Here is a 26,504-nt window from a genome sequence, read left to right as displayed (position 1 = left end):
GAAACCGATCGCAGTCCTCGGCGTACTGCGGACCGCCAACGCATCCAAGCCTCTGAAAACCACCATCGTCGGCGAGTCGCTGTTCAACGATGGCACCGCCGTGGTGGTGTTCACCGTGTTGCTGGGCATCGCGCAACTCGGCGAAACCCCGACTGTCGGCGCCACGGCCATGCTGTTCGCCCACGAGGCGATTGGCGGCGGCCATGGCGAACTGCACGTCTCCGCTCCGATCGACCAAGGATGAGCCTGCGCCAGCGGCACAGGCCGAGCATCACTGACTACTTTTCGGTCTTCTGCGGGTCGGGCTCCTGGCCTTGATCCGTAGACTTCTTCGGTGGGCCACTCTCGCTGCGAATCTGCGCATGGCTGATCAGCGCGAAGATGAAGCTGCCGCCAATGATATTCCCCACCAGCGTCGGCCCGGCGAACACCAGCCAGAAATCCTTCCACGGCAACTCACCGGCAAACACCAGATACGAGACCTCGGCCGAACCGACCACGATGTGGGTGAAATCCCCCAGCGCCATGAGGTAGGTGATTAGGATGATGATCCACATCTTCGCGCTCTCCATGGACGGGATCATCCAGACCATGGTGGCGATCATCCAGCCCGACACAATGCCTTTGGCGAACATCTGGCTGGCGTCGTTCTCCATGATCTTGCGCCCGATATCGAGGAAGGCCAGGTCGGTCTTGCTGTCGAAAATCGGCAGATTCAGCATCACATACGCCACCAGCAACGTGCCGCAGAGGTTGCCCACCAGCACCACCGACCACAGGCGTAGCAATCGACCGAAATTACTCAGCGTGGGCTTGGTCATGATCGGCAGCACCGCCGTCAGGGTGTTCTCGGTGAACAACTGCTGACGGGCGAGAATCACCGCGAGAAAGCCTGCGCAGTAACCGAAACTGGCGATCACCTTGAAGCCTTCGCCATCCGGCAGACGGGAATTGAGCAGCCCCATGGCCATCAGCGACAGGCCCATGGTCAGGCCGGCGGCCAGCGCCGACCACCACAAGGCGGCGACACTGCGCTCGAGTTCCTGATCGCCCTGGGTGCGGATGATTTCGTGCAGCACCGCCGCCCGAGGTGGCTGGCTCTTTTCGACGTCGTGCTGTTCTTCAGGCGAGAGGTTCGGGGTCTTGCCGTCTTTTTGCGCGTCCATAAAGCTCCTGAACCCGTGGTGTGTCATGTAGGTACGACACGCAGGGTTCGGAGCTGTTCAGTGGTCGGCTAAATCATCGTTGACCGGTAGACCGCCTTCGCGAGCAAGTCGAATCGTCGCACCGCCGCTCCCACATTTGATCTTCAGCGAACACAGATTTTGTGTACGACTGAGATTAAGTGTGGGAGCGGCGGTGCGACGATTCGACTTGCTCGCGAAGGGCGCACCGCCGATCTCACTCGCTGACGACATCATCCTTGAACTGGTCTTTGACGTATGTGATCTCGGTCCGGCCGTGCGGCGCAGGCAAGCCGTCTTCACCCAGATTGACGAAGACAATCTTGTCCACCGTCAGGATGCTTTTGCGGGTGATCTTGTTACGCACTTCGCACTTCAGGGTGATGGAGGTGCGACCGAACTCGGTGGCGGTGATGCCCAGTTCGATGATATCGCCCTGGCGCGAGGCGCTGACGAAGTTGATCTCGGAAATGTACTTGGTGACCACACGCTGATTGCCCAACTGGACGATGGCGTAGATCGCCGCTTCTTCGTCGAGCCAGCGCAACAGGCTGCCGCCGAACAGCGTGCCGTTGGGGTTGAGGTCTTCGGGTTTTACCCATTTGCGGGTGTGGAAATTCATATTCACTCCTGAGCGTCTTGCCGAATGATGGAGGGCATCATGGCAGAGCCCGAACTAGAGCTCTATCAAGCATCGACTATGGTCTCGATTACCGTTCAGACATTGACCAACAGAAACGCTTTGGAAGTATCGCTCACACGGCTATAATCGCCACCGTTTCAAAACGGTAACGTTCCATTGCTACCGTTTTCCCGCCACCTGTCCGAGGGGCGCTGCAGCAGGTTCGACCTGTCAGGCTCGGATGGGGCGTTGCTTGACCGTTATCGGTCAGACACTAAACGCACAACGGCGCCCATTCGCATACATTACGAATGGAGGCTCATCATGAGCGCTGTTATCACGCCTGCAGATTTTAACGATTACAAAGTTGCCGACATGTCCCTGGCTGCCTGGGGCCGTCGCGAAACCATCATCGCCGAATCCGAAATGCCAGCCCTGATGGGTCTGCGCCGCAAATACGCCGGTGAGCAGCCGCTCAAAGGCGCGAAAATCCTCGGCTGCATCCACATGACCATTCAGACTGCCGTGCTGATCGAAACCCTGGTTGCCCTGGGTGCCGAAGTACGTTGGTCGTCCTGCAACATTTTCTCGACTCAGGACCAGGCCGCTGCTGCCATCGCCGCTGCCGGCATCGCGGTTTACGCCTGGAAAGGCGAGACCGAAGAAGAGTACGAGTGGTGCCTGGAGCAAACCATCCTCAAAGATGGCGCGCCTTGGGATGCCAACATGATCCTCGACGACGGCGGCGACCTGACCGAGTTGCTGCACAAGAAATACCCGGCGATCCTGGACCGCGTCCACGGCGTGACCGAAGAAACCACCACTGGCGTTCACCGCCTGCTGGACATGCTGGCCAAGGGCGAGCTGAAAATCCCGGCCATCAACGTCAACGACTCGGTGACCAAGAGCAAGAACGACAACAAGTACGGCTGCCGTCACAGCCTGAACGACGCGATCAAGCGTGGTACCGACCACCTGCTGTCCGGCAAGCAAGCGCTGGTCATCGGTTACGGTGACGTGGGCAAGGGTTCGGCCCAGTCCCTGCGTCAGGAAGGCATGATCGTTAAAGTCTCCGAAGTCGACCCGATCTGCGCCATGCAAGCCTGCATGGACGGTTACGAGCTGGTTTCGCCGTTCATCGACGGTATCAACAACGGCACTGAAGCAAGCATCGACAAAGCGCTGCTGGGCAAGATCGACCTGATCGTGACCACCACCGGCAACGTCAACGTTTGCGACTCGAACATGCTCAAAGCCCTGAAGAAGCGCGCTGTTGTCTGCAACATCGGCCACTTCGACAACGAAATCGACACTGCTTTCATGCGCAAGAACTGGGCATGGGAAGAAGTGAAGCCACAGGTTCACAAGATCCACCGTACCGGTCCTGGCGCATTCGACGCTCAGAACGACGACTACCTGATCCTGCTGGCCGAAGGCCGTCTGGTTAACCTGGGTAACGCAACCGGCCACCCAAGCCGCATCATGGACGGTTCGTTCGCCAACCAGGTTCTGGCTCAGATCTTCCTGTTCGGCCAGAAGTACGCCGACCTGTCGCCAGCCCAGAAAGCCGAGCGCCTGACCGTTGAAGTACTGCCGAAGAAACTCGACGAAGAAGTGGCCCTGGAAATGGTCCGCGGTTTCGGCGGCGTTGTGACTCAACTGACCAAGACCCAGGCCGACTACATCGGCGTGACCGTCGAAGGTCCGTTCAAGCCGCACGCTTACCGCTACTGATTGGCGCTGACTGACCGCTCTTTGTAGGAGCTGACGAAGCCTGCGATCTTTTGATCTTAAAAGATCGCAGCCTGCGGCAGCTCCTACAGGGGCCAGCGTCCGGCTTACGTGTTTCCAAGGATATGACCATGTCCCAAGAACGTCGCTACAGCTTCGAGTTCTTCCCTACGAAGACCGATGCTGGGCATGAAAAACTGATCGCCACTGCCCGTCATCTGGCGACCTACAATCCTGACTTCTTCTCCTGCACCTACGGCGCTGGCGGTTCGACTCGTGATCGCACCCTCAACACCGTGTTGCAGCTCGAAAGCGAAGTCAAAGTCCCTGCCGCACCGCATTTGTCCTGCGTTGGCGACAGCAAGGCCGACTTGCGCGGCCTGCTGACCCAATACAAGACAGCCGGCATCACCCGTATCGTTGCCCTGCGCGGTGACCTGCCTTCCGGCATGGGCATGGCCAGTGGTGAAATGCGCCACGCCAATGACCTGGTTGAATTCATTCGTGAAGAAACCGGCGATCATTTCCACATCGAAGTCGCCGCCTACCCGGAAATGCACCCGCAGGCGCGCAATTTCGAAGACGATCTGACCAACTTCGTGCGCAAGGCCAACGCTGGCGCCAACAGTGCGATCACCCAGTACTTCTTCAACGCCGACAGCTACTTCTACTTCGTCGAGCGTGTACGGGCGATGGGCGTGAACATCCCGATCGTTCCGGGGATCATGCCGATCACTAACTACAGCAAGCTGGCGCGCTTCTCCGATGCCTGCGGTGCGGAAATCCCTCGCTGGATCCGCAAGCAGCTGGAAGCCTACGGCGACGACACCCAAAGCATTCAAGGCTTTGGTGAGCAAGTCATCACTGAGATGTGCGAACGCCTGCTGCAAGGTGGCGCTCCAGGGCTGCACTTCTACACGCTGAACCAGGCCGAACCGAGCCTGGCGGTGTGGAACAATCTGAAGTTGCCGCGCTAAAAGCCGTCAAAAGCAAGATCAAGAGATCGCAGGCTTCGCCAGCGCCTACATCGGGCGTGTTTAATCCTTGTAGGAGCTGGCGCAGGCTGCGATCTTTTGCTTTTAACGCCCTTTTATTGTGCAACACACACTGAGTTAGAGCTTCTGGATCCCGTTTCTGGCTCTTTCCGGTTTCTCGTCGTAATCTCAAGCCATGCCTTTGATCGCGCAGTTACTGACCGTGTTTCTTTTTACTTGCCTGAGCTTCGCCGCTCGGGGCGAGAAGCTGCGCATTGTCACTGAGCCCTGGGCGCCGTACGTGTATGAGGAAAACGGCAAATCCCTGGGACTGGACTACGAAACCACCGCCATCGTCTTCAAACGCCTGGGCATTGAAGTGGAATGGCAGTTCCTGCCGTGGAAACGCTGCCTGTCGATGCTCGAAACGGGCCAGGCAGACGGCGCGCTGGACATCTTCCACAGCGATGAGCGCGACGCCACCCTGCTTTATCCCGGCGAACCGCTGTCGGAAGTGGAGTTCGTGATGTTCTACGCCAATGAGCGGCCCTACCCTTTTCACACCCTGGCCGACCTGAAAGGGCTGACCATAGGCACTTCCCCGGGCTATCTGTACAGCCAGGACTTCAGCGAATCGACCCTGTTCACTCGCGAGCCGGCACCGACCCATGAGGCCAACTTCGGCAAACTGGTGCGCGGGCGGATCGACCTGCTGATCACTGATCGCCGGGTCGGACAGCACTTGCTCGACGAATTGGGCATCCGCGACAAGATTACCGAGAACCCGACCGTCATCAGTCACCAGAGCCAGTTCCTGGCAGTCCGCCGCAACGCCGGCATGGACTTGTTGGTGCAGCGCTTCGGCGCCGAACTCAAACGCTTCAAGCGCGAGCCTGCGTACGCTGAATTGAGCGCCCGTTATGGCGCCGATCCGGCGGCCGAGGTAAAAACCACCAGAGCCACCGCCGCCAGCGGAAAAACCGTTGAGCAGCAGGAAAGCGGCGCGCAGTGATTGCTCTGTTATACTCCGGCCTTCCCGCCAGGCTCACGCCCGGACGCTCGGACTTGTTCAAGGCATCTCGACCCCGCTACAGCGCAGCTTTTCAGCCCGCGCGAGCACTCCAGATAAGCCTTCTTGGCCCAGCAGGACCGGACGGGATTGCGTTCCTCTTAAACGCCATTCGCGCCAGGCAAGACTCCCATTGGGCCAAGCCCTAACTAAAACAGGATTACTCATGTCCTTTGCTTCCCTCGGTCTCTCCGAGGCTTTAGTCCGCGCCATCGAGGCAGCGGGCTATACCGAGCCTACTCCGGTGCAACAGCGGGCTATTCCCGCCGTGTTGCAAGGTCGCGACCTGATGGTCGCGGCTCAGACAGGTACTGGTAAAACCGGCGGCTTCGCCCTTCCGATTCTGGAGCGGTTGTTCCCCAACGGTCACCCGGACAAATCCCAGCGTCACGGCCCGCGCCAACCGCGCGTACTGGTCCTGACCCCTACCCGCGAACTCGCGGCTCAAGTACACGAGAGCTTCAAGGTCTATGCCCGTGACCTGAAGTTCGTCAGCGCCTGCATCTTCGGCGGCGTCGGCATGAACCCACAGGTTCAGGCCATGTCCCGCGGTGTTGACGTGCTGGTAGCCTGCCCCGGCCGCCTGCTCGACCTCGCCGGTCAAGGCAGCGTCGATTTGTCCCACGTGGAAATCCTCGTGCTGGACGAAGCCGACCGCATGCTCGACATGGGCTTCGTCCATGACGTGAAAAAGGTCCTCGCCCGTCTGCCGAGCAAACGCCAGAACCTGCTGTTCTCGGCGACTTTCTCCAAAGACATCACCGACCTCGCCGGCAAGCTGCTGCACAACCCGGAACGCATCGAAGTCACACCGCCGAACACCACGGTCGAGCGTATCGAACAGCGCGTATTCCGCCTGGCCGCCAGCCACAAGCGCTCGTTGCTGGCGCACCTGATCACCGCTGGCGCCTGGGAACAGGTGCTGGTGTTCACCCGCACCAAGCACGGCGCCAACCGCCTGGCCGAGTACCTGGACAAACACGGCCTCAGCGCCGTTGCAATCCACGGTAACAAGAGCCAGAACGCTCGCACCAAAGCCCTGGCCGACTTCAAGGCCGGCGAAGTGCGCATCCTGGTCGCCACCGACATCGCCGCTCGCGGCCTGGACATCGATCAGTTGCCACACGTGGTCAACTTCGAATTGCCAAACGTCGACGAAGATTACGTTCACCGTATCGGTCGTACCGGCCGTGCCGGTCGTTCGGGCGAGGCAATCTCGCTGGTCGCTCCGGACGAAGAAAAGCTGCTGAAAAGCATCGAACGCATGACCAAGCAGAAGATTGCCGACGGCAACCTGATGGGCTTCGATTCCAGCGCTGTAGAAGCCGAGAAACCAGAAGTCCGCGAGCGTCCGGATGTGCGTAACCCGCGCAACCCACGTGGCCCGCGCGGCGACGGTCCGAACGGCACTGGCGGTGGCGGCGGTCGTAAAGACAAAGGCAAGGACAAGGGCGGCAAGGAAAAACCTGCAGCCACTGGCCGTGGCGATCGCCCGGCGCGTGAACACAAGCCACGTGAAGGCACTCCGGCTCGCGAGCAACAGCGTCCAGCGCCACGCGCTGCTGCTGCAGACCGTGCTCCGGACGAGTTCCTGGACGACGATATCGATAACTTCGGTAACCGCGTCGACTACGTTCCTCAAGCCAAACCGGCTCAGGGCCGTGGTCGTCGTCCGGGTGCTCCGGTACAAGGCACGGCAGCTGGCGCAGGTACTCCGCGCACCGGCGGCGCCAAGCCTCAGGGTCGTCAAAGCGGCCCTCGCAGCAGCGATGGCGCCACCACCGGCACGCCGCCGGCCAAGCGCAGCGGCCCACGCAACGGTGCTCCACGTGACGGCCAGGCCCGTCGCGAAGAGTCCCGCAACCGCCGCCCGGCTCGTGACGATCAGCCGCGTTCGGAACCGGCCGTGCAAAACCCGCGCGGCCCGGCACCGAAGATCATTCACAAGGAGTCGAAAACCGATCGTTTCCCGACTCCCGAGCAACTTGATCAACTGCCAGGCCGTCCACGCGGCGAGAAACCAGCGTTGCTGACCCGCAATCGCTGATTTAACGCTGATATGAAAAATGCCCCGGATCTCGCGATCCGGGGCATTTTTTTGGGCGCTGCAAACTGCTTTTGTAGGAGCTGGCGAAGGCTCGGGCCGCGTTCGGACGATCTTTATAAGATCAAAAGATCGCAGCCTGCGGCAGCTCCTACGGTCTCAGCATTACTTCGCTTTCACACCTTCAAAGGTTACGTACAACTCGACCGCGTCGGACGCTGGACCCAGGTCTTTCTGCTTGCCGAAATCGGAACGCTTGATGCTGGTAGTGCCTTCGAAGCCGGCACGGTAGCCGCCCCATGGATCCTTGCCTTCACCCAGGAAAGTGGCCTTGACCACGACTGGCTTGGTCACGCCCAGCAGGGTCAGGTCACCGGTCACGTCAGCAGTGTCTTTACCCGCGGCGTTTTTACCGGTGGGTTTGACGCTGGTGGAAACGAACGTGGCTTTGGCGAACTTGCTCACATTCAGGAAATCACCGCTGGCGATGTGCTTATCGCGCTCGGCATGGTTGGTGAACACGCTGGCGGTGTTTACGTTGAACTCGATCTTGCTGGCTTCAGGCTTGGCAGCGTCGAAGCTGAACTTGCCGTCGATGTCCTTGAAGGTACCGGTGATGAAGCTGTAGCCCAGGTGGCTGATCTTGAAGTCAACGAAGGCGTGCTGGCCTTCCTTGTCGACAACGTAGTCAGCTGCCATCACGTTAGCGGACAGCAGAGCAGAACCGATTGCCAGAGCGGCGAACGTCTTTTTCAACATGCTTTCTATTCCTTTGGAGTCGAGATTGAACATCAGGCTTTGCGCCCCAGCATTCGCGTCAGGGTCGCATCACGATCAATAAAGTGGTGTTTCAGTGCTGCCAACGCATGGAGACCGGAAAAAATTACCAGCGCCCAGGCCAGGTACAAATGAATCACACCGGCTGTGTCTGCCTGATCCGGTAGTCCGGATATCAGTGCAGGAACTTCAAACAGGCCAAACACCGGAATCCCGACACCGTCTGCGGTGGAAATCAGGTAACCGGCAATCATCACAGCGAACAGACTGAGGTACAGGAACGAGTGCCCGAACTTGGCGCCAATGCGCGTCATGCGGTTATAGCTTTCCAGTACTGGCGGCGGCGGGCTGATGAAACGCCACAGCACCCGTAGGACCATGACGGCTAACAACACCAGGCCAATGCTCTTGTGCAAGTCGGGCGCGTCTTTGCGCCAGGTGCTGTAGTAGTCGAGACCGACCATCCACAAGCCCAACGCAAACAGACCGAAGACCGCCAGCGCCACGCCCCAGTGCATGAAGATGCTGACCCAACCGTAGCGCGAAGAAGTATTACGTAGCTGCATTGCCCAAATCCTGTGAGAACTGCGAACAAGACTATCGAGTTATCTATCGAGTAAAAGCGGAAAATTTCGCTTTGAAATATCGAGAAATACGATGAAGAGTCTGAAATAGGTGAGTTAAGGAAAGATTAAAGATCCCTGTGTAAGAAAAAATGAAGTCCAACTAAAGAACACCTGCGCCTCAGGATTTATTCGATTCTTGATAGTGGTTTTTCTTCGGGCATAAAAAAACGCGGCATTTCTGCCGCGTTTTTTTAGTCCCAAAGCTTACTGCGCTTTAGTAACTGTCGCCGGAGTCGCAGCGGGCTTGGCCGCTACTTTCTTCGCCGGTTCAGCCTTCTTCGCCGGGGTCTTTTTAGCCTCGGCTTTGGCCGCAGGTTTTTTCACCGCTGCCTTGGCCGGGGCTTTTTTGGCGGGTTCGGCTTTCACCGGTGCCGCTGGTTTCGGCGCTTCGACCGGCGCTGGTACTGGGGCCGGCTCAGGTGTTGGAGCCGGTGCCGGAGCAACCGGTGCCACTGGCTCTGGCGCCTTGACCGGTGCCGGTTTGTCGTCAGAACCACCGAACAGGTTGGTGAAGAAGTTACCTTTCTTCGCCGCCACCGCGCCGGCCGCCGCAACGGTCGCTGCCGGAACAACTTTCGCCGGTTCAAACGACTTGCCGGCCGCCAGGTCTTCTACCTGACTGGCCGCCCGCTGACCGGTACGCAATGCGCCTTCCAGCGTGCCCGGGTACAAGGTATCAGTGTGTTCGCCGGCAAAGGCTACACGCTGAATCGGACGCTCCCACAGACGCCAGTACTTGCTGATCTGGCCAGGGCCGAACGCCAGGTAAGCGCCGCCCATCGATGGGTCGTTGCTGTAACGGCGGATCTCATAACCGGTGAACGAACCGCGTGCCTGTGGATAAAAGGCGTGCAGACGGATCAGCACCTGATCGGCGATCTGCTTGTCGCCGAAGGCCTGCATCACACGCGCGTTGTCGCCGGACAGATTGATCACCACGTTGGCGCCGCCCTTCAGCGCCGGCTCAACCCACAACATGCCCAGACCGGTGTTGCTGTAGATCTCGCCGGTCATCCGCGCCTTGCTTTCCCACACGGGCGTCTTGAACTTCAACATGATCTGGTCGCGCCAACCGTAGTTGGTGCCCTTGATCGCGCCCATGTGCTGGGCATCCAGCGACGGCGTCATCTGGATCTTGTTCAGGGCGCGCAGTGGCACGGCCACGACGACGTAGTCAGCCTGATAGCCAACGCTGCCGACTTTGACGGTCACACCGTCCTTGTCCTGGGTGATCGCCGAGACCGGAGAGCTGGTCTTGATGGTTTTCAGTTGTTTGACGAACGCCTGAGCCAACACCGGGCTACCGCCGAGCAGACGCGAAGCGCGCAGGTCACGGTCGGCAACGCCACGGTAAACGCGGCTTTGCTGTGCGAAGTACAGCAGCGACAGGCGCGACGGTTCGTCATAACGGGTACGAATCTGCTGATTCACCAACTGACGTGCCGTGGCTGGCAGATTCAGACGGTCGAGCCAGTTGGACACGTTGATCTGGTCCAGGGCGAACAGTGTGCTGTTGGCCGCCGGGTTCTGCGGGTCTTCGATCGAACGCGCCAGATCGTCCAGGGTCTTTTCGTAGCGTTTAAGCGCGTCGCTGGTGGCCGGTTGCTTGGTTGCCAGATCGGCGGCAGTGAAATACTCACCGTCAATCAGGTAACTCGGGGTCCGCACGAACTCTGGGGCCGGCGTGGTGCTCAGCTTGAAGGTCGATACGTACTTGTTCAGAACCGGTTGGGTCTTGTCGTTGCCGATCCACTCACTGGTGGCCATGCCGGAGCGACCGCCCATGCTCGATTTGGCTTCCAGCAGGGTGACCTGCCAGCCCTTGTTTTGCAGTTCGTAAGCCGCGGTGAGGCCAGACAGCCCTCCGCCGATCACGATCGCCGTTTTATCCTTGGCCAGCGCAGACACGCTGAACAGCCCCAACATCACCAGCGCACAGGCGCGCAGCCAACCAGCAGACATTCAGCGAACTCCGGAAATACACGTAGGAAATAGCGGTTTTGCGAGTCAGACGACTCAAAGAACCGCGAAGAATACGTCAGGCATCAAAAGGCCGCCAGCGACGTCTATCCACCTATACAAAGTAGCTCAATCGACACAATGGGTTGTCCCGACGTCACGCATTGCATAGGCTTGCGCGATTGTTTGCCCGCGCATGTCGCGAGCCGCCTCGAGGAGACTGAAAATGGGCCTGAATAATCAGTGGATGCAACGCGATCTCGCGGTGTTGTGGCATCCCTGCACCCAGATGAAAGACCACGAACAGCTGCCGCTGATCCCGATCAAACGCGGTGAAGGTGTTTGGCTGGAAGACTTCGAAGGCAAACGCTACCTCGACGCCGTCAGCTCCTGGTGGGTCAACGTGTTCGGTCACGCCAACCCGCGGATCAACCAGCGCATCAAGGATCAGGTCGATCAACTGGAGCACGTGATCCTTGCCGGTTTCAGCCATCAGCCAGTGATTGAGTTGTCCGAGCGCCTGGTGAAAATGACGCCGGAAGGTCTGACCCGATGCTTCTACGCCGATAACGGTTCGTCCTGCATCGAAGTCGCGCTGAAAATGAGCTTTCACTACTGGCTCAACCGCGGTCAGCCGAACAAGAAGCGCTTCGTCACCCTGACCAACAGCTACCACGGCGAAACCATGGCGGCGATGTCGGTGGGCGATGTTCCGCTGTTCACCGAAACCTACAAGGCCCTTTTGCTGGACACCATCAAGGTGCCGAGCCCCGATTGCTACCTGCGTCCGGAAGGCATGAGCTGGGAAGAACATTCGCGCAACATGTTCGCCGCCATGGAACAAACCCTGGCCGAGAATCACGACACCGTCGCCGCAGTGATCGTCGAGCCGCTGATCCAGGGCGCCGGCGGCATGCGCATGTACCACCCGGTTTATCTGAAACTGCTGCGCGAAGCCTGCGACCGCTATGGCGTGCACCTGATCCACGACGAAATCGCCGTCGGCTTCGGCCGCACCGGGACGATGTTCGCCTGTGAACAGGCTGGCATCCGTCCGGACTTCCTCTGCCTGTCCAAGGCCCTGACCGGCGGTTACCTGCCGCTGGCGGCTTGTGTGACCACCGAAGATGTCTACAGCGCTTTCTACGACGACTACCCGACCCTGCGCGCCTTCCTGCACTCCCACAGCTACACCGGCAATCCGCTGGCGTGCGCGGCAGCCTTGGCGACGCTGGATATCTTCGAAGAAGACAACGTCATCGAGAACAACAAGGCGCTGGCTCAGCGCATGGCCAGCGCCACCGCGCATCTGGCCGATCACCCGAACGTTTCGGAAGTGCGTCAGACCGGCATGGTGCTGGCCATCGAGATGGTCAAGGACAAGGCCACCAAGGAAGCGTATCCATGGCAGGAACGTCGCGGCTTGAAAGTGTTTCAGCATGCGTTGGAGCGTGGTGCTTTACTTCGACCGTTGGGCAGCGTGGTGTACTTCCTGCCGCCGTACGTGATCACGCCTGATCAAATAGACTTCCTGGCCGAAGTGGCCAGCGAAGGCATCGACATTGCGACTCGTGACAGCGTCAGCGTGGCGGTGCCGAAGGACTTCCACCCAGGCTTCCGCGATCCAGGCTAAAGACCAACGCAGTTCCCTGTGGCGAGGGGGTTTACCCCCGTTGGGTCGCGAAGCGGCCCTAAAAATGGGACTGCTGCGCAGTCCAACGGGGGTAAACCCCCTCGCCACAAAAGCAACTCCGATCCAATTTTTTAGAGACCCAGCATGAGACTGTCCCGCTTCTTTATCGACGCCCCCTTGAGCACCGGCGAACACGAGTTGCCTGAGGCCCAGGCCCATTACATCAGCCGCGTGTTGCGCATGGCCGAGGGTGATGCGTTGCAACTGTTCGACGGTTCGGGCCAGGAGTTTCGCGCCACGCTGGTGGAGGTCGGCAAGAAGCGCGTCGTGGTGCAGATCGATGAAAGCTTCGCCGGGCAGGTCGAGTCGCCATTGTCGATCCATCTCGGCCAGGGCTTGTCCCGTGGCGAGCGGATGGATTGGGCGATTCAGAAAGCCACCGAACTGGGGGTGACTGACATCACCCCGATCTTCAGCGACCGCTGTGAAGTCCGGCTGAAAGATGAGCGCGCCGACAAACGCCTGATGCACTGGCGCCAGGTGGCAATCAGCGCTTGCGAGCAGTGTGGGCGTTCACGGGTGCCGGTGATTCACCCGCCGCTGCTGTTGGCGGATTGGTTGAAGCAGACGGAGGCCGAATTGAAACTGGTACTGCATCCGGTGGCCGAGCCGCTGGTGAGCCATGCGAAACCGGCGACGCTGGCGTTTTTGATCGGCCCGGAAGGCGGGTTGTCCGACGCTGAAGTCGAGCAGGCCAAGGCTGGCGGTTTTCACGCCGCCCGCCTCGGCCCTCGCGTGTTGCGCACCGAAACCGCGCCCGTCGTGGCATTGGCGGTAGCCCAACAGCTTTGGGGCGACTTCTAGGGCCTCTTCGCGAGCAAGCCCGCTCCCACTCTTGATCTCAGGTGTTCACAGATACTGTGTTGACCGCAGATCTAATGTGGGAGCGGGCTTGCTCGCGAAGGCCGGCGACGCGGTTTACAAGACATAAAAAACAAAAAAACTACTGCACCGGATCACTCACCGGTTTAGCGATGATTGCTTTCAGTTCGCTGGTCATCGGGAATTCCAGGTTCAGGCCTTTGGGTGGAATCGGTTGCTGGAACCAGCGCTGATAGATGCCATTGATCTCACCCGAACTGTACAGATCGGCGAGGGTCGAGTTCACCAACGCAAGAAACTGCGGATCATCCTTGCGCACCATGCAGCTGTAGATTTCCCGCGACTGCTCCTCACCCACCACAACCCAGTTATGCGGATCGCGAGCCTTGGCGCGTTCGCCGTAAAGCAGCGCGTCATCCATATAGAACGCCGCCGCCCGACCTGACTGCAGCATCTGGAACGCTTCGCCGTGGTCCTTGGCGCTGATCACGAACATATCGATCTTGTTATCGACGTTGTAGCTCTTCAGAAACCGCTCGTTGGTGGTGCCGGCGGTGGTCACGACGTTCTTGCCACGCAGGTCGGCGAAACTCTTGATGCCGCTGTCCTTCGCCGTGAGCAACTGACCCTTCACGTAGATAAACCCGTAGGAAAACGCCACTTGCTGCATGCGCTCGGCGGTCACGCCGGTGGAGCCGCACTCAAGGTCGACCGTGCCGTTTTGCACCAGCGGAATGCGCGTTTGCGAGGTCACCAGGTTGTACTTCACCTGCAGATCCGGCAGCTCAAGCTTCTGCTTGATTCGCTCGACAATCTTACTCGCCAGGTCCACCGAATAGCCCATCGGCTGCCCCGTGTGATCACCCACGTAAGAGAACGGCACCGACGCATCGCGATAGCCCAGCGTGATGCTCTTGGCATTGGCGACCTTGTTCAGCGTGCCGGTCAATGGCGCTTCGTTGGCCTGGACCTGACTGGCGAGCAGCAGGCCGAGGGTGCAGCCGATCAACGTGATTTTTTGCATTGTTATTCTCCGTTGTGGGTAGAGCGATTAGCGGCGGGCGGCGATCACGGTGATTTCCACCAGAACCTCTGGTCGGGCCAGTTGCGCTTGCAAGGTAGTGCGGGTCGGCGCGTTGCCCGGTGACAGCCACTGCGACCAGACCTCGTTCATGGCAGCGAAATCGCGGCCAATGTCGTTCAGGTAAATGGTCGCGTTGAGCAGATGATCCTTGTCACTGCCAGCTTCGGCCAACAACGCATCGATTTTCGCCAGCACCTCAGCGGTTTGACCGGTGACGTCGGTGCTATCACCCGGAACCTGCCCCGAGAGAAACACCAGATCGCCAAAGGTCACCGCGCCAGAGAGTCGGCTATTGCTGTTGATACGGTTGATGCTCATCGGTTTTTCCTTTTCAAGTCAGGCGACGCGGGGGGCGAGGCCCTGCATTTCGATTGAAGGTGTGCGCCGGGCGATCAACTCGCTGAGCACCCGGGCACTGCCACAGGCCAGGGTAAAACCCAGGGCGCCATGACCGAGATTGAGCCAGAGATTGCGGTATGCCGTGGCGCCAATCAACGGCACACCGCTGGGGGTGGCCGGGCGCATGCCGGCCCATTCGATGGCGGCGTCGTAATCGCCGGCATTGGGTAAGGTTTCCTGCGCCTGGCGCTTGATCAGCGCCAGCCGTTTGGGGTCGAGCGCCGTGTCGAAACCGACAATGTCGACCATCGCCGCCACGCGCAGCTGTTCACCGATGCGGGCGTAAACAATCTTGCGGTTGTAATCGGTGATGCTCAGCTCCGGCGCACGATGTTCGGCGCGGATGGGCAAGGTCAGGCTGTAGCCCTTGAGCGGGTACAGCGGCAGGTTCATGCCGGGCAGCGTCAACGCCGGACTGCGATGACCGGCGGCAATCACCAGTTGCTCGACCGCCAGCACCTGCGACCCCATTTCGACGGCCTGCACCGCGCCGTCCGCGTGGCGAATGCCGGTGACCTTGCGCCCGAGCAAAAACTCGCAACGCCCCGACGCCTGAAGCCGAGCCTGCAGTTGCTGGCAGAAAGCATGGCAATCGGCGACCTCTTCGTCAGGGGTATAAATCGCGCCCACAAACGGCGCCTCGGCCAGTGCAGGCTCCAACTGTGCGCATTCGGCCCGCGACAACACGTGCTGCTGTTGCGGATCGGCCAGGCCATGGCGCGCATGCTCAAAACTCGCGGCTTCACGAAATGTCACCAGTTTGCCGTTGCGTCGCCAGTCGAAACCGTCGAGGCGGTCTTCTTCGCGCCAGCCTTGCAGCGTGGACTGGCTCAGCAGCGCCAGACGCAGCAGGTGCGCGCCGTTGCGCTGATTCACCGAACGACGGCAGGCCGCCAGGAAGGACGCCATCCAGCGCCATTGCGCCGGGTCCAGGCGCAGACGCAGCTTCAACGGCGAGTCACCGCACAGCATCCAGCCAAGCGCCTGCAACGGTACGCCGGCATCGGCCAGTGGCGCGACGTAACGGTAGGACAACTGGCCGCCGTTGGCGAAACTGGTCTCGCTGCCCAGCGAATCCCGGGCCTCGATCAGCGTCACGTCGATGCCGTCGCGCACCAGTGCGTAAGCTGTCGTCAGCCCGATGACGCCGCCACCGATGATGCAAACCCGATGAGCCATGTCTGTCCTTAACCGTTGTTGAAACAGGCTTCAGGTTAGGACCAGGTGACAGACCTTGAACAATGCTTAAAGATGCCTGACCCATAAACAAAGGTTATGGACTTGCCATGCGACTGCGACACATCGAGATTTTCCAGGCCATTCGCCAGACCGGTTCGGTCAGTGGCGCCGCACAGTTGCTGCACGTGTCGCAGCCGGCGGTGAGCAAAGTGCTGCAACACGCCGAGCAGCAACTGGGCTTTCCGTTGTTCCTGCGGGTGCGCGGAAAATTGCAGGCTACGCCCGAAGCGCTGGAGCTTGAGCGCGAGGTCGACAAGGTCACCGAAAGCCTGCAAGGCGTGCGACGTCTGGCCCAGAGCCTGCGGCGCGAGCCGGGTCACAGCGTACGGATCGGCGCGATCCCGGCGCTGGCCCTGTCGCTGCTGCCGCCGGCCATCAACGAGTGGACGCAACGCTACCCGGACATCGTCTGCGAATTGTCCAGCGCCCACAGCCGTGAGCTGATGCAGAACTTGTTGATGCGTGAAGTGGATGTCGCGCTGACCTTGCAACCGCCGGATCATCCAGGCTTGAAGGCGCAAGTCTTGGCCTGCGGGGTTTTGGTGGCGCTGGCGCCGTTGGGCTATTGGACCGACGACGCCTTGAGCCAACCGTTGCCATTGATCGAACTGGCCGGTGCGCCGCTGATCGGCCTGTCCAGCGCCGACCCGTTGGCGGCCAGACTCGACAGCTACCTTGAGGCGGTCGATCCGCCGCCACGGGTTCGCATTGCCGTGCAGACCTATTCGCTGGCGCGGGCGATGGTTGAATCCGGTGCCGGGCTGGCGGTGATCGATCCGTTTACCGCGCTCGGCGCATCCCCCGCCACCACGGCGATTCGACCTCTGGCGCCAGCACTACCGATTACCCTGTACGCGGTCACCCGCGCCGACGAACCGCCGCCCCACACCCTGAGCGACTTGTTGCAGGTGTTCAGCCGACGGGCGCAGGCACAACTGGACCGCTTGATCCCGTAGCGGCCTTAAAGGACATAAAACAGAATCGCCACGAAGTGCAGCAAACTCCCGGCGATCACGAACAGGTGCCAGATCCCGTGGGCATGGCGCAAACGATGATCGAGGGCAAAAAAGATAATGCCCACGGTGTACAGCACGCCGCCCGACGCCAGCCAGGCGAAACCTGTACTGCCCAACGCCGCCAGTAACGGCTTGACCGCCACCAGCACGATCCAGCCCATCACCGCGTAGATCACGATCGACAGAATCCGCGCTTCCGAACGCGGTTTGATCTCTTGCAGGATGCCGATCAGCGCCAATCCCCAGACAATCCCGAACAGCGTCCAGCCCCACGGCCCGCGTAGGGTCACGAGACAGAATGGCGTGTAGCTGCCGGCAATCAGCAGGTAGATCGAAAAGTGATCGACCTTCTGCATGATCGCTTTCTTGCGCCCACGCACGCTGTGGTAAACGGTCGACGCGCTGTAAAGCACCAGCAAGGTAAACCCGTAAATCGCCACGCTGACGATCTTCCACGGGCTGCCGTCCATGCCGGCGATCACCAGCATCCATACCACCCCGACCACCGCTGCCACCGCCCCGACCAGATGCGTCCAGGCGTTCAATCTTTCCCCGTGATACATGTGTTGCTCACCTCAAGATTCGTTGCAACATCGCGTAAGGCTCACGCCTGAAGGTTAAAAGCGCAATGTTTCAAAACACAAATCCCCCAAGAACCCACATACGTGCACAATCGAGCCATTCCAAAAAGAGTCTGCATCATGCTGATCGATGAAGAGTTGACCCTGAAAAAACTCGAGGTGTTCCTGGCCTTCATGCGCACCGGCAACCTGGCCCGGGCTGCCGCCGAATTGCAGACCAGCAATGTCAGCGTGCACCGGGCGATCCACTCCCTGGAAAGCGCCCTGCGCTGCCCGCTGTTCAAGCACGAAGGCCGCAATCTCACACCGCTGGAAAGCGCTTATGTGTTGGAAGAACGGGCGCAGAAGCTGATTCAGGACGTGGTCGAAACCGTGCGCCTGACCCGCGAAGCCGCCGGGTTCTCCGCCGAGCGCTTCAAGCTCGGCTCGCTGTATTCGCTGACGGTGAAGACCGTGCCGCAGCTGATCATGGGCCTGAAGATCCGCCGCAGCGAACTCAACATCGACCTGATCCTCGGCTCGAACTTCGACCTGCTGTACAAGCTCAAGAACATGGAAGTCGACGCGATCCTGGTGTCGTTGGACGAGAGCGTCAACGACCCGGACTGCGAGCAGATTCCGCTGTTTTCCGACGACATCTTTCTCGCCACACCGGCGGATTCAAAGTTTGCCCAACGGGCCGAGGTCGACCTTGCCGAAGTGCGCGATGAGACGTTCATTACGCTGACCCAGGGCTTTGCCACGCACCAGGACGGTAATCGGGTGTTCAAGCAGGCGGGGTTCGAACCGAAGGTGGCGATGCAGGTCAACGACATCTTCACTCTGCTGAGCATGGTCAGCTCGGGCGTGGGTTATGCGTTGCTGCCGGGACGGATTGCGGCGGTGTATGAGAACCGGGTGAAGCTGATTCCGTTGCAGGAAAAGTATCGGTTGCAGCAGCACATTGGGGTGGTGTTCTTGAAGGCCAAGGAGCGGGATCCGAATCTGTTGGCGTTGTTGGCTGAGTGTCGGATGTATGCGAATCGGAATGCTGTGGTGTGACTAAGAACCACCCCTCACCCCAGCCCTCTCCCCAGAGGGGAGAGGGAGCTGACCGAGTTGTTCTTTCAAGCTACATCGACCTGAAATATCGAGTCGAACTCAGGTTTTGAAAACCATGGAGATCGGCTCCCTTTCCCCCTCTCCCCTTTGGGGAGAGGGCTGGGGTGAGGGGTGGTTCTCGACCTTTACCCCACAATCCCGCGAACAATGAAGTACAGCAGCGAAGGCCCAAGCAAGCACCCAAGCCCGGTGTGAAACGTCGCCGTCAACGCCCCATAAGGCACCAACCGCCGATCCGTCGCCGCCAACCCGGCCGTCACACCGCTGACGGTGCCAGCCAACCCACCAAACACCATCGCCGAGCGCGGGTTATCCAGCCCCATCCAGCGTGCCGCCATCGGTGTGCCAACCATCACCAGAATCGCCTTGATCAACCCGGTGGCAATCGACAACGCCACCACATCCGAACTGGCACCAATTGCCGCCCCGGTCACCGGCCCGACGATGTAGGTCACCGCACCCGCGCCGATGGTGGTCATGCTGATCGCATCGCGATAACCGAACACCCAGGCCATGCTCGCACCAACAATGAACGGCAGAATCGTGCCCAGCAGCAGCGCAATCACGCCGATCAAACCAGCCTTTTTCGCTTCGGTGGCCTGCACTTCGAATGCCGTGGCGACGATCGCAAAGTCCCGCAGCATCGCGCCGCCCATCAGACCGATGCCGGAAAACAGCGTCAGGTCCGCCAGGCCTTTTTGCCCGCCAGTCAGGGTGCCGCCGACCCAGGCCAGAACAAGCCCAATCACAATGGCAATCGCCGAACCGTGAATCCGTCCGAACGTCAGGCGCTTGGACAACACCACCGACACCCACATGATCACGCCGACGAACGCGAACGCCGTCACCAGACCGTTATGTTCCAGACCTTTTTCAATGAGATCCCACATATCAACGACCTCCTACTGGAGTGCCAACCGGCGTGATGTCCGCCGGTTCATCGGGCAACGGTTCGCCTTTGTGAGTCCGGCTGATCAGCGCAATGGTGCAACCGCAGATCACTACCGAACCAATCGCCGCGAGCACCGCCACCGGACCACCGTGCAGGGCGGTGACGACGTTCTGTTGCGCGGCCATCGCGACCACGACGGGAATGTACATGGCGCCCCAGAAACCGACGCCCATCTCGCAATCCTTGGTCATGCCGCCGCGTTTATGCATCCACAACCGCGCGCAGATCAGCAGGATCATCGCGATCCCGACGCCACCGACGTTTGATTTCACGCCCAGCAACACGCCGAGCATGTCCCCCACGATCACCCCTGCCAGCGTACAAATCGCCAACAGCGCCACACCATAAATAATCATTGTTGTTGTCCTCAAAGTGCATCGTCGAATGTTGTTTTTGTTGTTCGAAGGCCTGAGTCGGTGTTCTAGGGTTGGCGGCTTCCCTCCTCACGCAACAGCGCCTGCAAGGTATCGAGCCGCGCACCGTCGAAGGCAATCACGGTGCCCTGCTCGAACACCCGGCGCGCCAGCCCGGTCAGCACCGCACCGGGCGGCAGTTCGATCTGTAGACGTACGCCGCGCTCGTAGGCGCTTTGTACCGTGCCGCGCCAATCCACCACGCGGCACATGTTGAACGCCAGGTCGTCGCGCAAGGCTTCAGTGTTGATGACGGGCCGGGCGCGACTGCCGCTCAGGTAGCCCAGCGTCGGTGTTTTCAGCTGCACCTTGGCGAAGGCTTCGGCCAGGGTTTTCGCCGGTGTTTCCAGTAGCGGGCAGTGGGACGGCACGCTGACGGCCAGACGTTTGGCCAGACCTGCACCGCGAGCTTTCGCCAACTCGGCCACTGCTTTCATCGCGCCATCGCTGCCGGCAATGACCACCTGGTTATCGGCGTTGATGTTGGCCAGGTAAACCGGTGTTGCGTCGCTGTGAACTTGCGCGAGCAAGCCTTCCACTGTGGACAAATCCAGCCCCATGATCGCGGTCATGCCGTAACCCTGTGGATAAGCCTGCTGCATCAACTCACCGCGCAGGCTCACCAGATGCAGCGCATCGCTGAAACTCAAGGCGCCAGCGACCACCGCTGCCGGGTAAGCGCCGATGGACAATCCCGCCACGTAATCCGCCGTCATTAACAACTGTCGTGAAGCCGCGACGCCGGCGATCAGCAGGCAGAGCTGAACCGCTCTTGTCGACTTCAGCGCTTCGGCAGAATCCAGAAGAAAAGCGTCTTCCCCGAGGACTTCACTTGCCTCGATCACTGTTTCCACAGGCAAACGATGCAGCATGCCCGGCTGCTGCGCGCCCTGGCCGGGGAACACCAGCAAACTGCTCACGCTGCTTGCTCCTGTGGGTTCCAGGGATTGGTGACCAGACAGGCTTCACTGGCGTTTTTTAGCAGGACCCGTTTCGAGGGACCGGCCCATTCGCGCAGGGCGACAGCACCGAAAGGTGTCTGCAATTGCATGTCCACCTTGCAGAAAGACGCATCAAGCACCCTCAGCATTTCCTGTGCCTGAGAACGATCCAACGGCTGCGGTGTACGCAGGATCAAGTCGAGATCACTGCCCTCATGCAATGCCTGAATACCGCTGGCCAATTCAAATCCGGCACTGCCGCTGACACCCCAAACCCACTCACAGGAATCGAGCATCGGCCGCAGTTGATTGAGGGCACGCACTGCAGGCAAATCCCGATCAATCGAGACATGGCAAAGCGCTTCCGGCCGGACTTGACGCTGGATCGCATCGACCGACATCACCGTCGCATACCGCTGCTCACGCAAGCGCCCGCGCACGCCGACCGCGATGTGATCCGTCGCGCTCAACGCACGCCGAACCACCACCGGTTGACCCGCACTGATCGACTCGATCACCCACGAAGGCGCATCCGCAGGCAACTGCTCTGGAGCCAGCCCCCAGAGCAGGTCGTGGGCCAGAAGCGTGTTCACCACTGCTCTCTCAGCAATTGGCGAACCTGACTCGACGCCGCGCGGTTGCTCGCGCCCAAGCGGCTGCTCAGGTCGCGGCCACTGGTGGCGACATCGCCAATCGCCTGGGTCAGGCATTCAGTCACGCGCGACAGATCCGCCGCCGTCGGCTGCTCGATCTGTTGCACCGACAAGGTTTCCCAGAGCAACCCAAGGCTCGCGTAACTGTCGATGTCATACGCCATCGGCGGCACGCTGGCGGCCAGTGCTTCGAGTTCTTCGACGCTGCGCAACGTCACCCGCGCCGCCGAAGCTTTACCCATCGCGTGAACCATCACGCCGGGATCGCGCAGGGCGATCAGCCGATTGGCCTGATACCCATGAGCCAGAAACGCCCCGGACATCGCCTTGCCCACCAGCAAACCGATCACGGCATGGCCGGCCAGTCGGGCGCGGGCATAACTGTCTGCCGCGCCGGCCAAGGCCTGATGAATGCCGAGTGCTTCTTCGCGCCGACCGTAGGCCTGACTCGGCACGTCGACGATGGCGATCAAGGCGCGTTTCTGCGGTTTATCCAGATCGGCCGCGATGACTTCATCCACGGCTTTGGCCAGTCCCCAACCTTCCAGCAAACCGACCTCGCCATTGCGGGCGCGGACGAAACGGTTGTCGGGATCAGCCACCACCGCGATAAAACGAACGGGCTGGTCACCCAAGACACCGTCGGCAACCATCAATGAAGCGGGTAAACCATCCACCGGTTTCGCGCCCGCACTCAAGGCGTTGAACCAGTTCAAACCTCTCAGGGAATACGAACTCATGAGCGCTCTCCTTGATACAGATCGCGAACCGTCGACGGCTCGATTTGCGGTTCGGCGTCCAGACGGGCCAGCCGTTGCAGGAACAGCTCGGCCTGACGGCTGCGTTGCTGTTCCGGCAAACCTTGCTTAAGCAATTCGCTGACCTGCTGCTGAACCTGCGCCACGTCGTCAGCGACAAAACGATCCACCAAACCGCTGGCGAAACGTTGCTCGCCACCGGTCAGGCTCCAGATGAAGGGACGATCACGGGAGTCGTATTCCTCAAGCCCGGCTTCCTGTTCGATCACTTGCGGACCGTTCAGGCCAAGCCGCGCTTCCTGAGTCACCAGCAAATAGCTGCACAACCCTGCGGCAATCGACATCCCGCCAAAGCAGCCGACGCTGCCCGCCACCACACCAACCACTGGCTGGTATTGGCGCAGATCGACAATCGCCGCATGAATATCGGCAATCGCCGCCAGCCCGAGATTGGCCTCCTGCAAACGTACGCCACCGGTTTCCAGCAGCAACACGGCGCGAGTGGGAACACCGTTGCGGTTGTCTTCGGCCGCCAACTCCAGCGCACCGGCAATCTTCGCCCCGCCGACCTCACCGAGGCTGCCGCCCTGGAATGCACCTTCAATGGCGGCGATCACCACCGGCAAACCGCCGATGCTGCCCTTGGCGATCACCACGCCGTCATCGGCTTGCGGCACCACGCCCTGGCGCGACAGCCATGGCGACATGACGCGTTGAAACGGGTCGAGCAATTCACGGAAGGTACCGGCGTCGAGCAACGCCTTGGCACGTTGCCGGGCACCGAGTTCGACGAAGCTGCGTCTTTGTAGGGATGGCTGGAGGAGATCAGTCATGGCCGATCTCCTCAAAGCCTTGTTCCAGACGCAAGCGCACCACACCCGGCGTCGCGCCGAAGTCGTGGATATCGATCGCCATCGCGGGCGGTGTCTGACCGTCGAACATCCGCGCAAACAGATGCTGCCAGCGTTGTTCGGCGCCGTTGACCGAGGTCTGCACCTTGATCGTCAGTTTGCCGGCCTGTCCGGGTTCGATCAGCACTTCCAGATCGCCCGAGCCGACACAGCCCACCAGCGTCCGGTCGCGTGGCGGCTGCCCGGCGGGGAATTCAAAAGATAAGGTTTCCATCAGAAAGCTCCCTGGATGAGGCCGTCGCCAGACTCGATGCGGTCGATGAACAGGCAGGCTGCGAGCAAGTCGGCAGCGCCGCCGGGCGAGGCATTCAACGCGATGAGTTGTTGGTCCAGCTCATGCAAACGACGGCGACCGGCGAGGCTGGCACTGCCGCCCGCATCGAGTACGGCTTGGGCGCCGAGTTGCATGGTCTGCAGGCCTTGTTCGCCTGCGCGGTAGAGCACGCAGGTGTCGGCCAGATTCGTCATGATCGCCAGCAAGGCATCGAGGCGAGCGTTCTGCTCGCCATGACCTAGGGCGCGGCTGCGTTTGAGTTGTGGCAGTGCGCGCTGGATCACTGCTGGGAAGCCGAGCTGTGCTTCTTCACGAGCACCGCGAGCGCCGTAACGCTGGGCGACTTGCGCGCCGTGGCTCAGAGGACGCGGCGCGTAACAGTCGTCGAGCAAGGCCAGACGTGCCGCACGCAAAGTCACGTCGTTTGCCTTGGTATTCGTCGATTCCAGCGCGGCAGCAGCGACCAACAGGCCCAAGGCCCAGATTGCACCGCGATGGGTGTTCACGCCGCCCGTGGTGGCGAGCATCACTTCCTCGCCTTCACGACCGATCAGGCCAATCGCTTCGCGCAGCGGCAGACCGACCTCGCCGAACTCGATGGCCGCTTCCGCCATTTCCTTGAACGCAGGCCACAGGGACAGCGCCGAGGCGTGCATCAGCCCAAGGTGCAAATCGGTGTGCGCGCCATTGCCACGACGATCGACCAATGCCGGTTTCGGCGACAGGTCCGCTTCGTCGATCAGCACATCGACGGCCAGATCCGCCAACTGCTCAGCCAGGGACAGGGTTTTCGATTGCAGGTTAAATGCGTGCATTACCAGCTCCTGAACTTGGCGGGCGGGTTGTAGAGGCCACCGGACCACTCGACCAGATCGGCCACGCTTTTCGCCGCCAGCAGTTCGCGGGTGGCGTCGGTGCGGCGGATGCCGAGGTCTTCGGGCAAGGCGATCAGGCCTTCGCGGCGCATGCGCGCGGTGTCTTTCGGGTTGTGGCGCAGACCGATCACGGTGACTCCGGCAACGGCCGCGATCATCGCCTGACGTTCTTCCAGCGAACGCGCTTTGTAGAGATAGGCGATGCCTTCTTCAGTCAGCAGGTGAGTGACGTCGTCGCCGTAGATCATGATCGGCGCCAGTGGCATGCCGCTTTTCTTCGCCACTTCCACCGCGTCGAGGGTTTCGACGAAGGTCGGTTTACCGCCCTCCTGGAAGGTCTCGACCATTTGCACCACGAGTTTCTTGCCTCGCTCCAGCAGCGCTTCGGGCGCATCGTCGTGACGCATGTCGAGCCAGGCCGGGGTGCCGTGACGGCGACCGCGCGGGTCATGGCCCATGTTCGGTGCACCGCCGAAACCAGCCAGGCGGCCGCGCGTCACGGTGGAGGAATGGCCGTCGCCGTCGACTTGCAGGGTGGCGCCAATGAACAGGTCTACCGCGTATTGCCCGGCCAGTTGGCAGAACATCCGGTTGGAACGCAGGGAGCCATCGCGACCGGTGAAGAACACGTCGGGCCGGGCGGCGATGTAGTTTTCCATGCCCAATTCAGTGCCGAAGCAATGCACGCTTTCGACCCAACCGCTTTCGATGGCCGGGATCAAGGTTGGGTGCGGATTGAGCGTCCAGTTGCGGCAGATCTTGCCTTTAAGGCCGAGGGATTCGCCGTAGGTCGGCAGGATCAATTCGATGGCGGCGGTGTTGAAACCGATGCCGTGGTTCAGGGACTGGACGTTGTGTTTTTCGTAGATCCCGCGGATCGCCATCATCGCCATCAACACGTGCACAGGCTTGATGTGGCGCGGGTCGCGGGTGAACAGCGGTTCGATGTAGAACGGCTTGTCGGCCACCACCACGAAATCGACCCAGGAGGCCGGGATATCGACGCGGGGTAACTCGCTGACATCGTCCACCAGTTGATTGACCTGGACGATGACGATGCCGTCGCTGAAGGCGGCCGGTTCGATCAATGCCGGCGTATCTTCGGTGCTTGGGCCGGTGTAGATGTTGCCGGCGCGGTCGGCCATGAAACCGGCCGAGAGCACGACGTTGGGAATCAGGTCCACCACCAGCCGCGCATAGAGCTCGATGTAGGTGTGAATCGCACCGATCTCCAGCAGGCCGTCTTCCAGCAGCTGGCTGATGCGCAGGCTTTGGGTGCCGGCGAAGGAGAAATCGAGCTTGCGGGCGATGCCGCGTTCAAACAGGTCCAGATGCTCGGAGCGTCCGACGCTGGGCATGATCATGTGCAGATCATGCAGCTTCGCCGGATCAGCCTTGGCCAGGGAGCGAGACAGGAAATCCGCCTGCTTCTGGTTATTGCCCTCCAGCACCACACGGTCGCCGGGCAGGATCAATGCCTCCAGCGCCGCAACGATTTTGTCGGTGGGTAAGACCACACCGTCGGCGAAACCCCGTACCAGCTCGAGACGCCGCTGCTTTTCGCTGCGCCGCCGCGTCCATCGCGAGTCGGGGGATATTGTTGTTGTCATGACCACTCCACGGGTTCGCTGTCGTGGGAGTCACCTTAGGAGTGTTGGCTGGGGGCATCAATCAAGCAGAGTGGTGGATCGTTACGGCTAGGGTAATGATTTGAAATGTTGGGTGGCTGTTAGATCCCCCCCTCACCCTAACCCTCTCCCCAGAGGGTAGAGGGGACTGACCGAGGTGTTCTTGGACCTACATCGA

26 protein-coding genes, 1 pseudogene and 1 riboswitch are annotated in these 26,504 nt (G+C 60.5%); of the genes and pseudogenes, 9 read left to right on the top strand and 18 right to left on the bottom strand.

Annotated elements, in window-relative coordinates; translation table 11 throughout:
- Positions 1 to 4 precede the first annotated feature (4 nt).
- A pseudogene (locus KGB23_RS11715) lies at positions 5 to 199 on the top strand (cation:proton antiporter); the annotation flags it as partial.
- Between the two features lie 79 nt (positions 200 to 278).
- On the opposite strand, the gene KGB23_RS11710 reads toward KGB23_RS11715, so the two are convergent.
- Together KGB23_RS11710 and KGB23_RS11705 are read right to left on the bottom strand one after the other, a co-directional pair.
- Positions 279 to 1,166 (bottom strand): formate/nitrite transporter family protein, encoded by an 888-nt coding sequence (locus tag KGB23_RS11710; protein ID WP_223431195.1) that lies wholly within the window; start codon positions 1,164 to 1,166, stop codon positions 279 to 281.
- Between the two features lie 235 nt (positions 1,167 to 1,401).
- A complete protein-coding gene (locus tag KGB23_RS11705; RefSeq protein ID WP_317851613.1) occupies positions 1,402 to 1,806 on the bottom strand; it encodes an acyl-CoA thioesterase in 405 nt (134 codons plus the stop codon).
- 198 nt (positions 1,807 to 2,004) lie between these two features.
- Positions 2,005 to 2,107: riboswitch (S-adenosyl-L-homocysteine riboswitch) on the top strand.
- Between the two features lie 23 nt (positions 2,108 to 2,130).
- Between KGB23_RS11705 and ahcY the strand changes: the two genes are divergently transcribed.
- The 4 genes from ahcY to KGB23_RS11685 all read left to right on the top strand — a co-directional run bounded on the left by ahcY (position 2,131) and on the right by KGB23_RS11685 (position 7,627).
- A complete protein-coding gene (gene ahcY, locus KGB23_RS11700) occupies positions 2,131 to 3,540 on the top strand; it encodes an adenosylhomocysteinase (protein ID WP_123369148.1) in 1,410 nt (469 codons plus the stop codon).
- 128 nt (positions 3,541 to 3,668) lie between these two features.
- Positions 3,669 to 4,514 carry a methylenetetrahydrofolate reductase [NAD(P)H] gene (metF, locus tag KGB23_RS11695; RefSeq protein ID WP_223431194.1) on the top strand — a complete coding sequence of 282 codons (846 nt, stop codon included), beginning with the start codon at positions 3,669 to 3,671 and terminating at the stop codon, positions 4,512 to 4,514.
- A gap of 193 nt (positions 4,515 to 4,707) precedes the next feature.
- Positions 4,708 to 5,523 carry a substrate-binding periplasmic protein gene (locus KGB23_RS11690; protein WP_223431193.1) on the top strand — a complete coding sequence of 272 codons (816 nt, stop codon included), beginning with the start codon at positions 4,708 to 4,710 and terminating at the stop codon, positions 5,521 to 5,523.
- 223 nt (positions 5,524 to 5,746) lie between these two features.
- Positions 5,747 to 7,627: a DEAD/DEAH box helicase gene (locus KGB23_RS11685; protein ID WP_223431192.1), complete on the top strand. Its 1,881-nt coding sequence runs from the start codon at positions 5,747 to 5,749 to the stop codon at positions 7,625 to 7,627.
- Positions 7,628 to 7,789: 162 nt separating this feature from the next.
- Here KGB23_RS11685 and KGB23_RS11680 read toward each other — a convergent pair whose 3' ends face one another.
- From KGB23_RS11680 to KGB23_RS11670, 3 genes are all read right to left on the bottom strand, one after another.
- On the bottom strand, positions 7,790 to 8,416 hold the full coding sequence (locus KGB23_RS11680) for a YceI family protein (RefSeq protein WP_223431191.1): 627 nt from the start codon (positions 8,414 to 8,416) through the stop codon (positions 7,790 to 7,792).
- Complete coding sequence (locus KGB23_RS11675; protein ID WP_223431190.1) at positions 8,416 to 8,967, bottom strand: cytochrome b; 552 nt, start codon at positions 8,965 to 8,967, stop codon at positions 8,416 to 8,418. Before KGB23_RS11675 ends, KGB23_RS11680 begins: the two co-directional genes overlap by 1 nt.
- Positions 8,968 to 9,231: 264 nt before the next feature.
- Entirely contained in the window at positions 9,232 to 10,989 is a 1,758-nt protein-coding gene (locus KGB23_RS11670) for a flavin monoamine oxidase family protein (RefSeq protein ID WP_223431189.1), read from the bottom strand.
- 223 nt (positions 10,990 to 11,212) lie between these two features.
- On the opposite strand from KGB23_RS11670, the gene KGB23_RS11665 reads away from it, so the two are divergent.
- Positions 11,213 to 12,619: an adenosylmethionine--8-amino-7-oxononanoate transaminase gene (locus KGB23_RS11665; RefSeq protein WP_223431188.1), complete on the top strand. Its 1,407-nt coding sequence runs from the start codon at positions 11,213 to 11,215 to the stop codon at positions 12,617 to 12,619.
- A 144-nt stretch (positions 12,620 to 12,763) separates the two neighbouring features.
- Positions 12,764 to 13,483: a 16S rRNA (uracil(1498)-N(3))-methyltransferase gene (locus tag KGB23_RS11660; RefSeq protein ID WP_223431187.1), complete on the top strand. Its 720-nt coding sequence runs from the start codon at positions 12,764 to 12,766 to the stop codon at positions 13,481 to 13,483.
- A 139-nt stretch (positions 13,484 to 13,622) separates the two neighbouring features.
- Here KGB23_RS11660 and KGB23_RS11655 read toward each other — a convergent pair whose 3' ends face one another.
- From KGB23_RS11655 to KGB23_RS11645, 3 genes are read right to left on the bottom strand one after another with little or no spacing between them, the layout of a single operon-like run.
- Positions 13,623 to 14,525 (bottom strand): transporter substrate-binding domain-containing protein, encoded by a 903-nt coding sequence (locus KGB23_RS11655; protein WP_223431186.1) that lies wholly within the window; start codon positions 14,523 to 14,525, stop codon positions 13,623 to 13,625.
- A gap of 27 nt (positions 14,526 to 14,552) precedes the next feature.
- Positions 14,553 to 14,903, bottom strand: coding sequence for a RidA family protein (locus KGB23_RS11650; RefSeq protein WP_223431185.1), 351 nt, complete (start codon positions 14,901 to 14,903; stop codon positions 14,553 to 14,555).
- Positions 14,904 to 14,921: 18 nt separating this feature from the next.
- Positions 14,922 to 16,163, bottom strand: coding sequence for a D-amino acid dehydrogenase (locus KGB23_RS11645; protein ID WP_223431184.1), 1,242 nt, complete (start codon positions 16,161 to 16,163; stop codon positions 14,922 to 14,924).
- A gap of 107 nt (positions 16,164 to 16,270) precedes the next feature.
- Between KGB23_RS11645 and KGB23_RS11640 the strand changes: the two genes are divergently transcribed.
- Complete coding sequence (locus KGB23_RS11640) at positions 16,271 to 17,179, top strand: LysR family transcriptional regulator (protein WP_109635550.1); 909 nt, start codon at positions 16,271 to 16,273, stop codon at positions 17,177 to 17,179.
- A gap of 5 nt (positions 17,180 to 17,184) precedes the next feature.
- Here KGB23_RS11640 and trhA read toward each other — a convergent pair whose 3' ends face one another.
- Positions 17,185 to 17,802, bottom strand: coding sequence for a PAQR family membrane homeostasis protein TrhA (gene trhA / locus KGB23_RS11635; protein ID WP_223431183.1), 618 nt, complete (start codon positions 17,800 to 17,802; stop codon positions 17,185 to 17,187).
- 138 nt (positions 17,803 to 17,940) lie between these two features.
- Between trhA and KGB23_RS11630 the strand changes: the two genes are divergently transcribed.
- The gene (locus tag KGB23_RS11630; protein WP_223431182.1) at positions 17,941 to 18,861 is read left to right on the top strand and encodes a LysR substrate-binding domain-containing protein; all 921 of its coding nucleotides are present in this window, start codon (positions 17,941 to 17,943) and stop codon (positions 18,859 to 18,861) included.
- Positions 18,862 to 19,046: 185 nt separating this feature from the next.
- Here the strand turns inward: KGB23_RS11630 and madM are convergent, their stop codons facing one another.
- The 9 genes from madM to mdcA form a co-directional block, all read right to left on the bottom strand.
- Positions 19,047 to 19,811, bottom strand: coding sequence for a malonate transporter subunit MadM (gene madM / locus KGB23_RS11625; protein WP_223431181.1), 765 nt, complete (start codon positions 19,809 to 19,811; stop codon positions 19,047 to 19,049).
- A gap of 1 nt (position 19,812) precedes the next feature.
- Positions 19,813 to 20,229: a malonate transporter subunit MadL gene (gene madL / locus KGB23_RS11620; protein WP_223431180.1), complete on the bottom strand. Its 417-nt coding sequence runs from the start codon at positions 20,227 to 20,229 to the stop codon at positions 19,813 to 19,815.
- Positions 20,230 to 20,294: 65 nt separating this feature from the next.
- Complete coding sequence (mdcH, locus tag KGB23_RS11615) at positions 20,295 to 21,206, bottom strand: malonate decarboxylase subunit epsilon (protein ID WP_223431179.1); 912 nt, start codon at positions 21,204 to 21,206, stop codon at positions 20,295 to 20,297.
- A complete protein-coding gene (locus tag KGB23_RS11610; protein WP_223431178.1) occupies positions 21,203 to 21,823 on the bottom strand; it encodes a malonate decarboxylase holo-ACP synthase in 621 nt (206 codons plus the stop codon). The genes mdcH and KGB23_RS11610 overlap by 4 nt, the downstream gene beginning before the upstream one ends.
- Complete coding sequence (mdcE, locus tag KGB23_RS11605) at positions 21,817 to 22,620, bottom strand: biotin-independent malonate decarboxylase subunit gamma (protein ID WP_223431177.1); 804 nt, start codon at positions 22,618 to 22,620, stop codon at positions 21,817 to 21,819. The genes KGB23_RS11610 and mdcE overlap by 7 nt, the downstream gene beginning before the upstream one ends.
- Positions 22,617 to 23,471 carry a biotin-independent malonate decarboxylase subunit beta gene (locus tag KGB23_RS11600; RefSeq protein WP_223431176.1) on the bottom strand — a complete coding sequence of 285 codons (855 nt, stop codon included), beginning with the start codon at positions 23,469 to 23,471 and terminating at the stop codon, positions 22,617 to 22,619. The genes mdcE and KGB23_RS11600 overlap by 4 nt, the downstream gene beginning before the upstream one ends.
- On the bottom strand, positions 23,464 to 23,763 hold the full coding sequence (locus KGB23_RS11595; RefSeq protein ID WP_223431175.1) for a malonate decarboxylase subunit delta: 300 nt from the start codon (positions 23,761 to 23,763) through the stop codon (positions 23,464 to 23,466). Before KGB23_RS11595 ends, KGB23_RS11600 begins: the two co-directional genes overlap by 8 nt.
- Entirely contained in the window at positions 23,763 to 24,638 is an 876-nt protein-coding gene (locus tag KGB23_RS11590; RefSeq protein WP_223431174.1) for a triphosphoribosyl-dephospho-CoA synthase, read from the bottom strand. The genes KGB23_RS11595 and KGB23_RS11590 overlap by 1 nt, the downstream gene beginning before the upstream one ends.
- Positions 24,638 to 26,308: a malonate decarboxylase subunit alpha gene (mdcA, locus tag KGB23_RS11585; protein WP_033060450.1), complete on the bottom strand. Its 1,671-nt coding sequence runs from the start codon at positions 26,306 to 26,308 to the stop codon at positions 24,638 to 24,640. The genes KGB23_RS11590 and mdcA overlap by 1 nt, the downstream gene beginning before the upstream one ends.
- Positions 26,309 to 26,504: the final 196 nt, after the last annotated feature.

Source organism: Pseudomonas sp. GL-B-26, assembly GCF_019947405.1.
Classification (GTDB): Bacteria; Pseudomonadota; Gammaproteobacteria; order Pseudomonadales; family Pseudomonadaceae; genus Aquipseudomonas.
The sequence above is the reverse complement of the archived record's forward strand: the minus strand, read 5'-3'. Positions and strand labels throughout refer to the sequence as shown.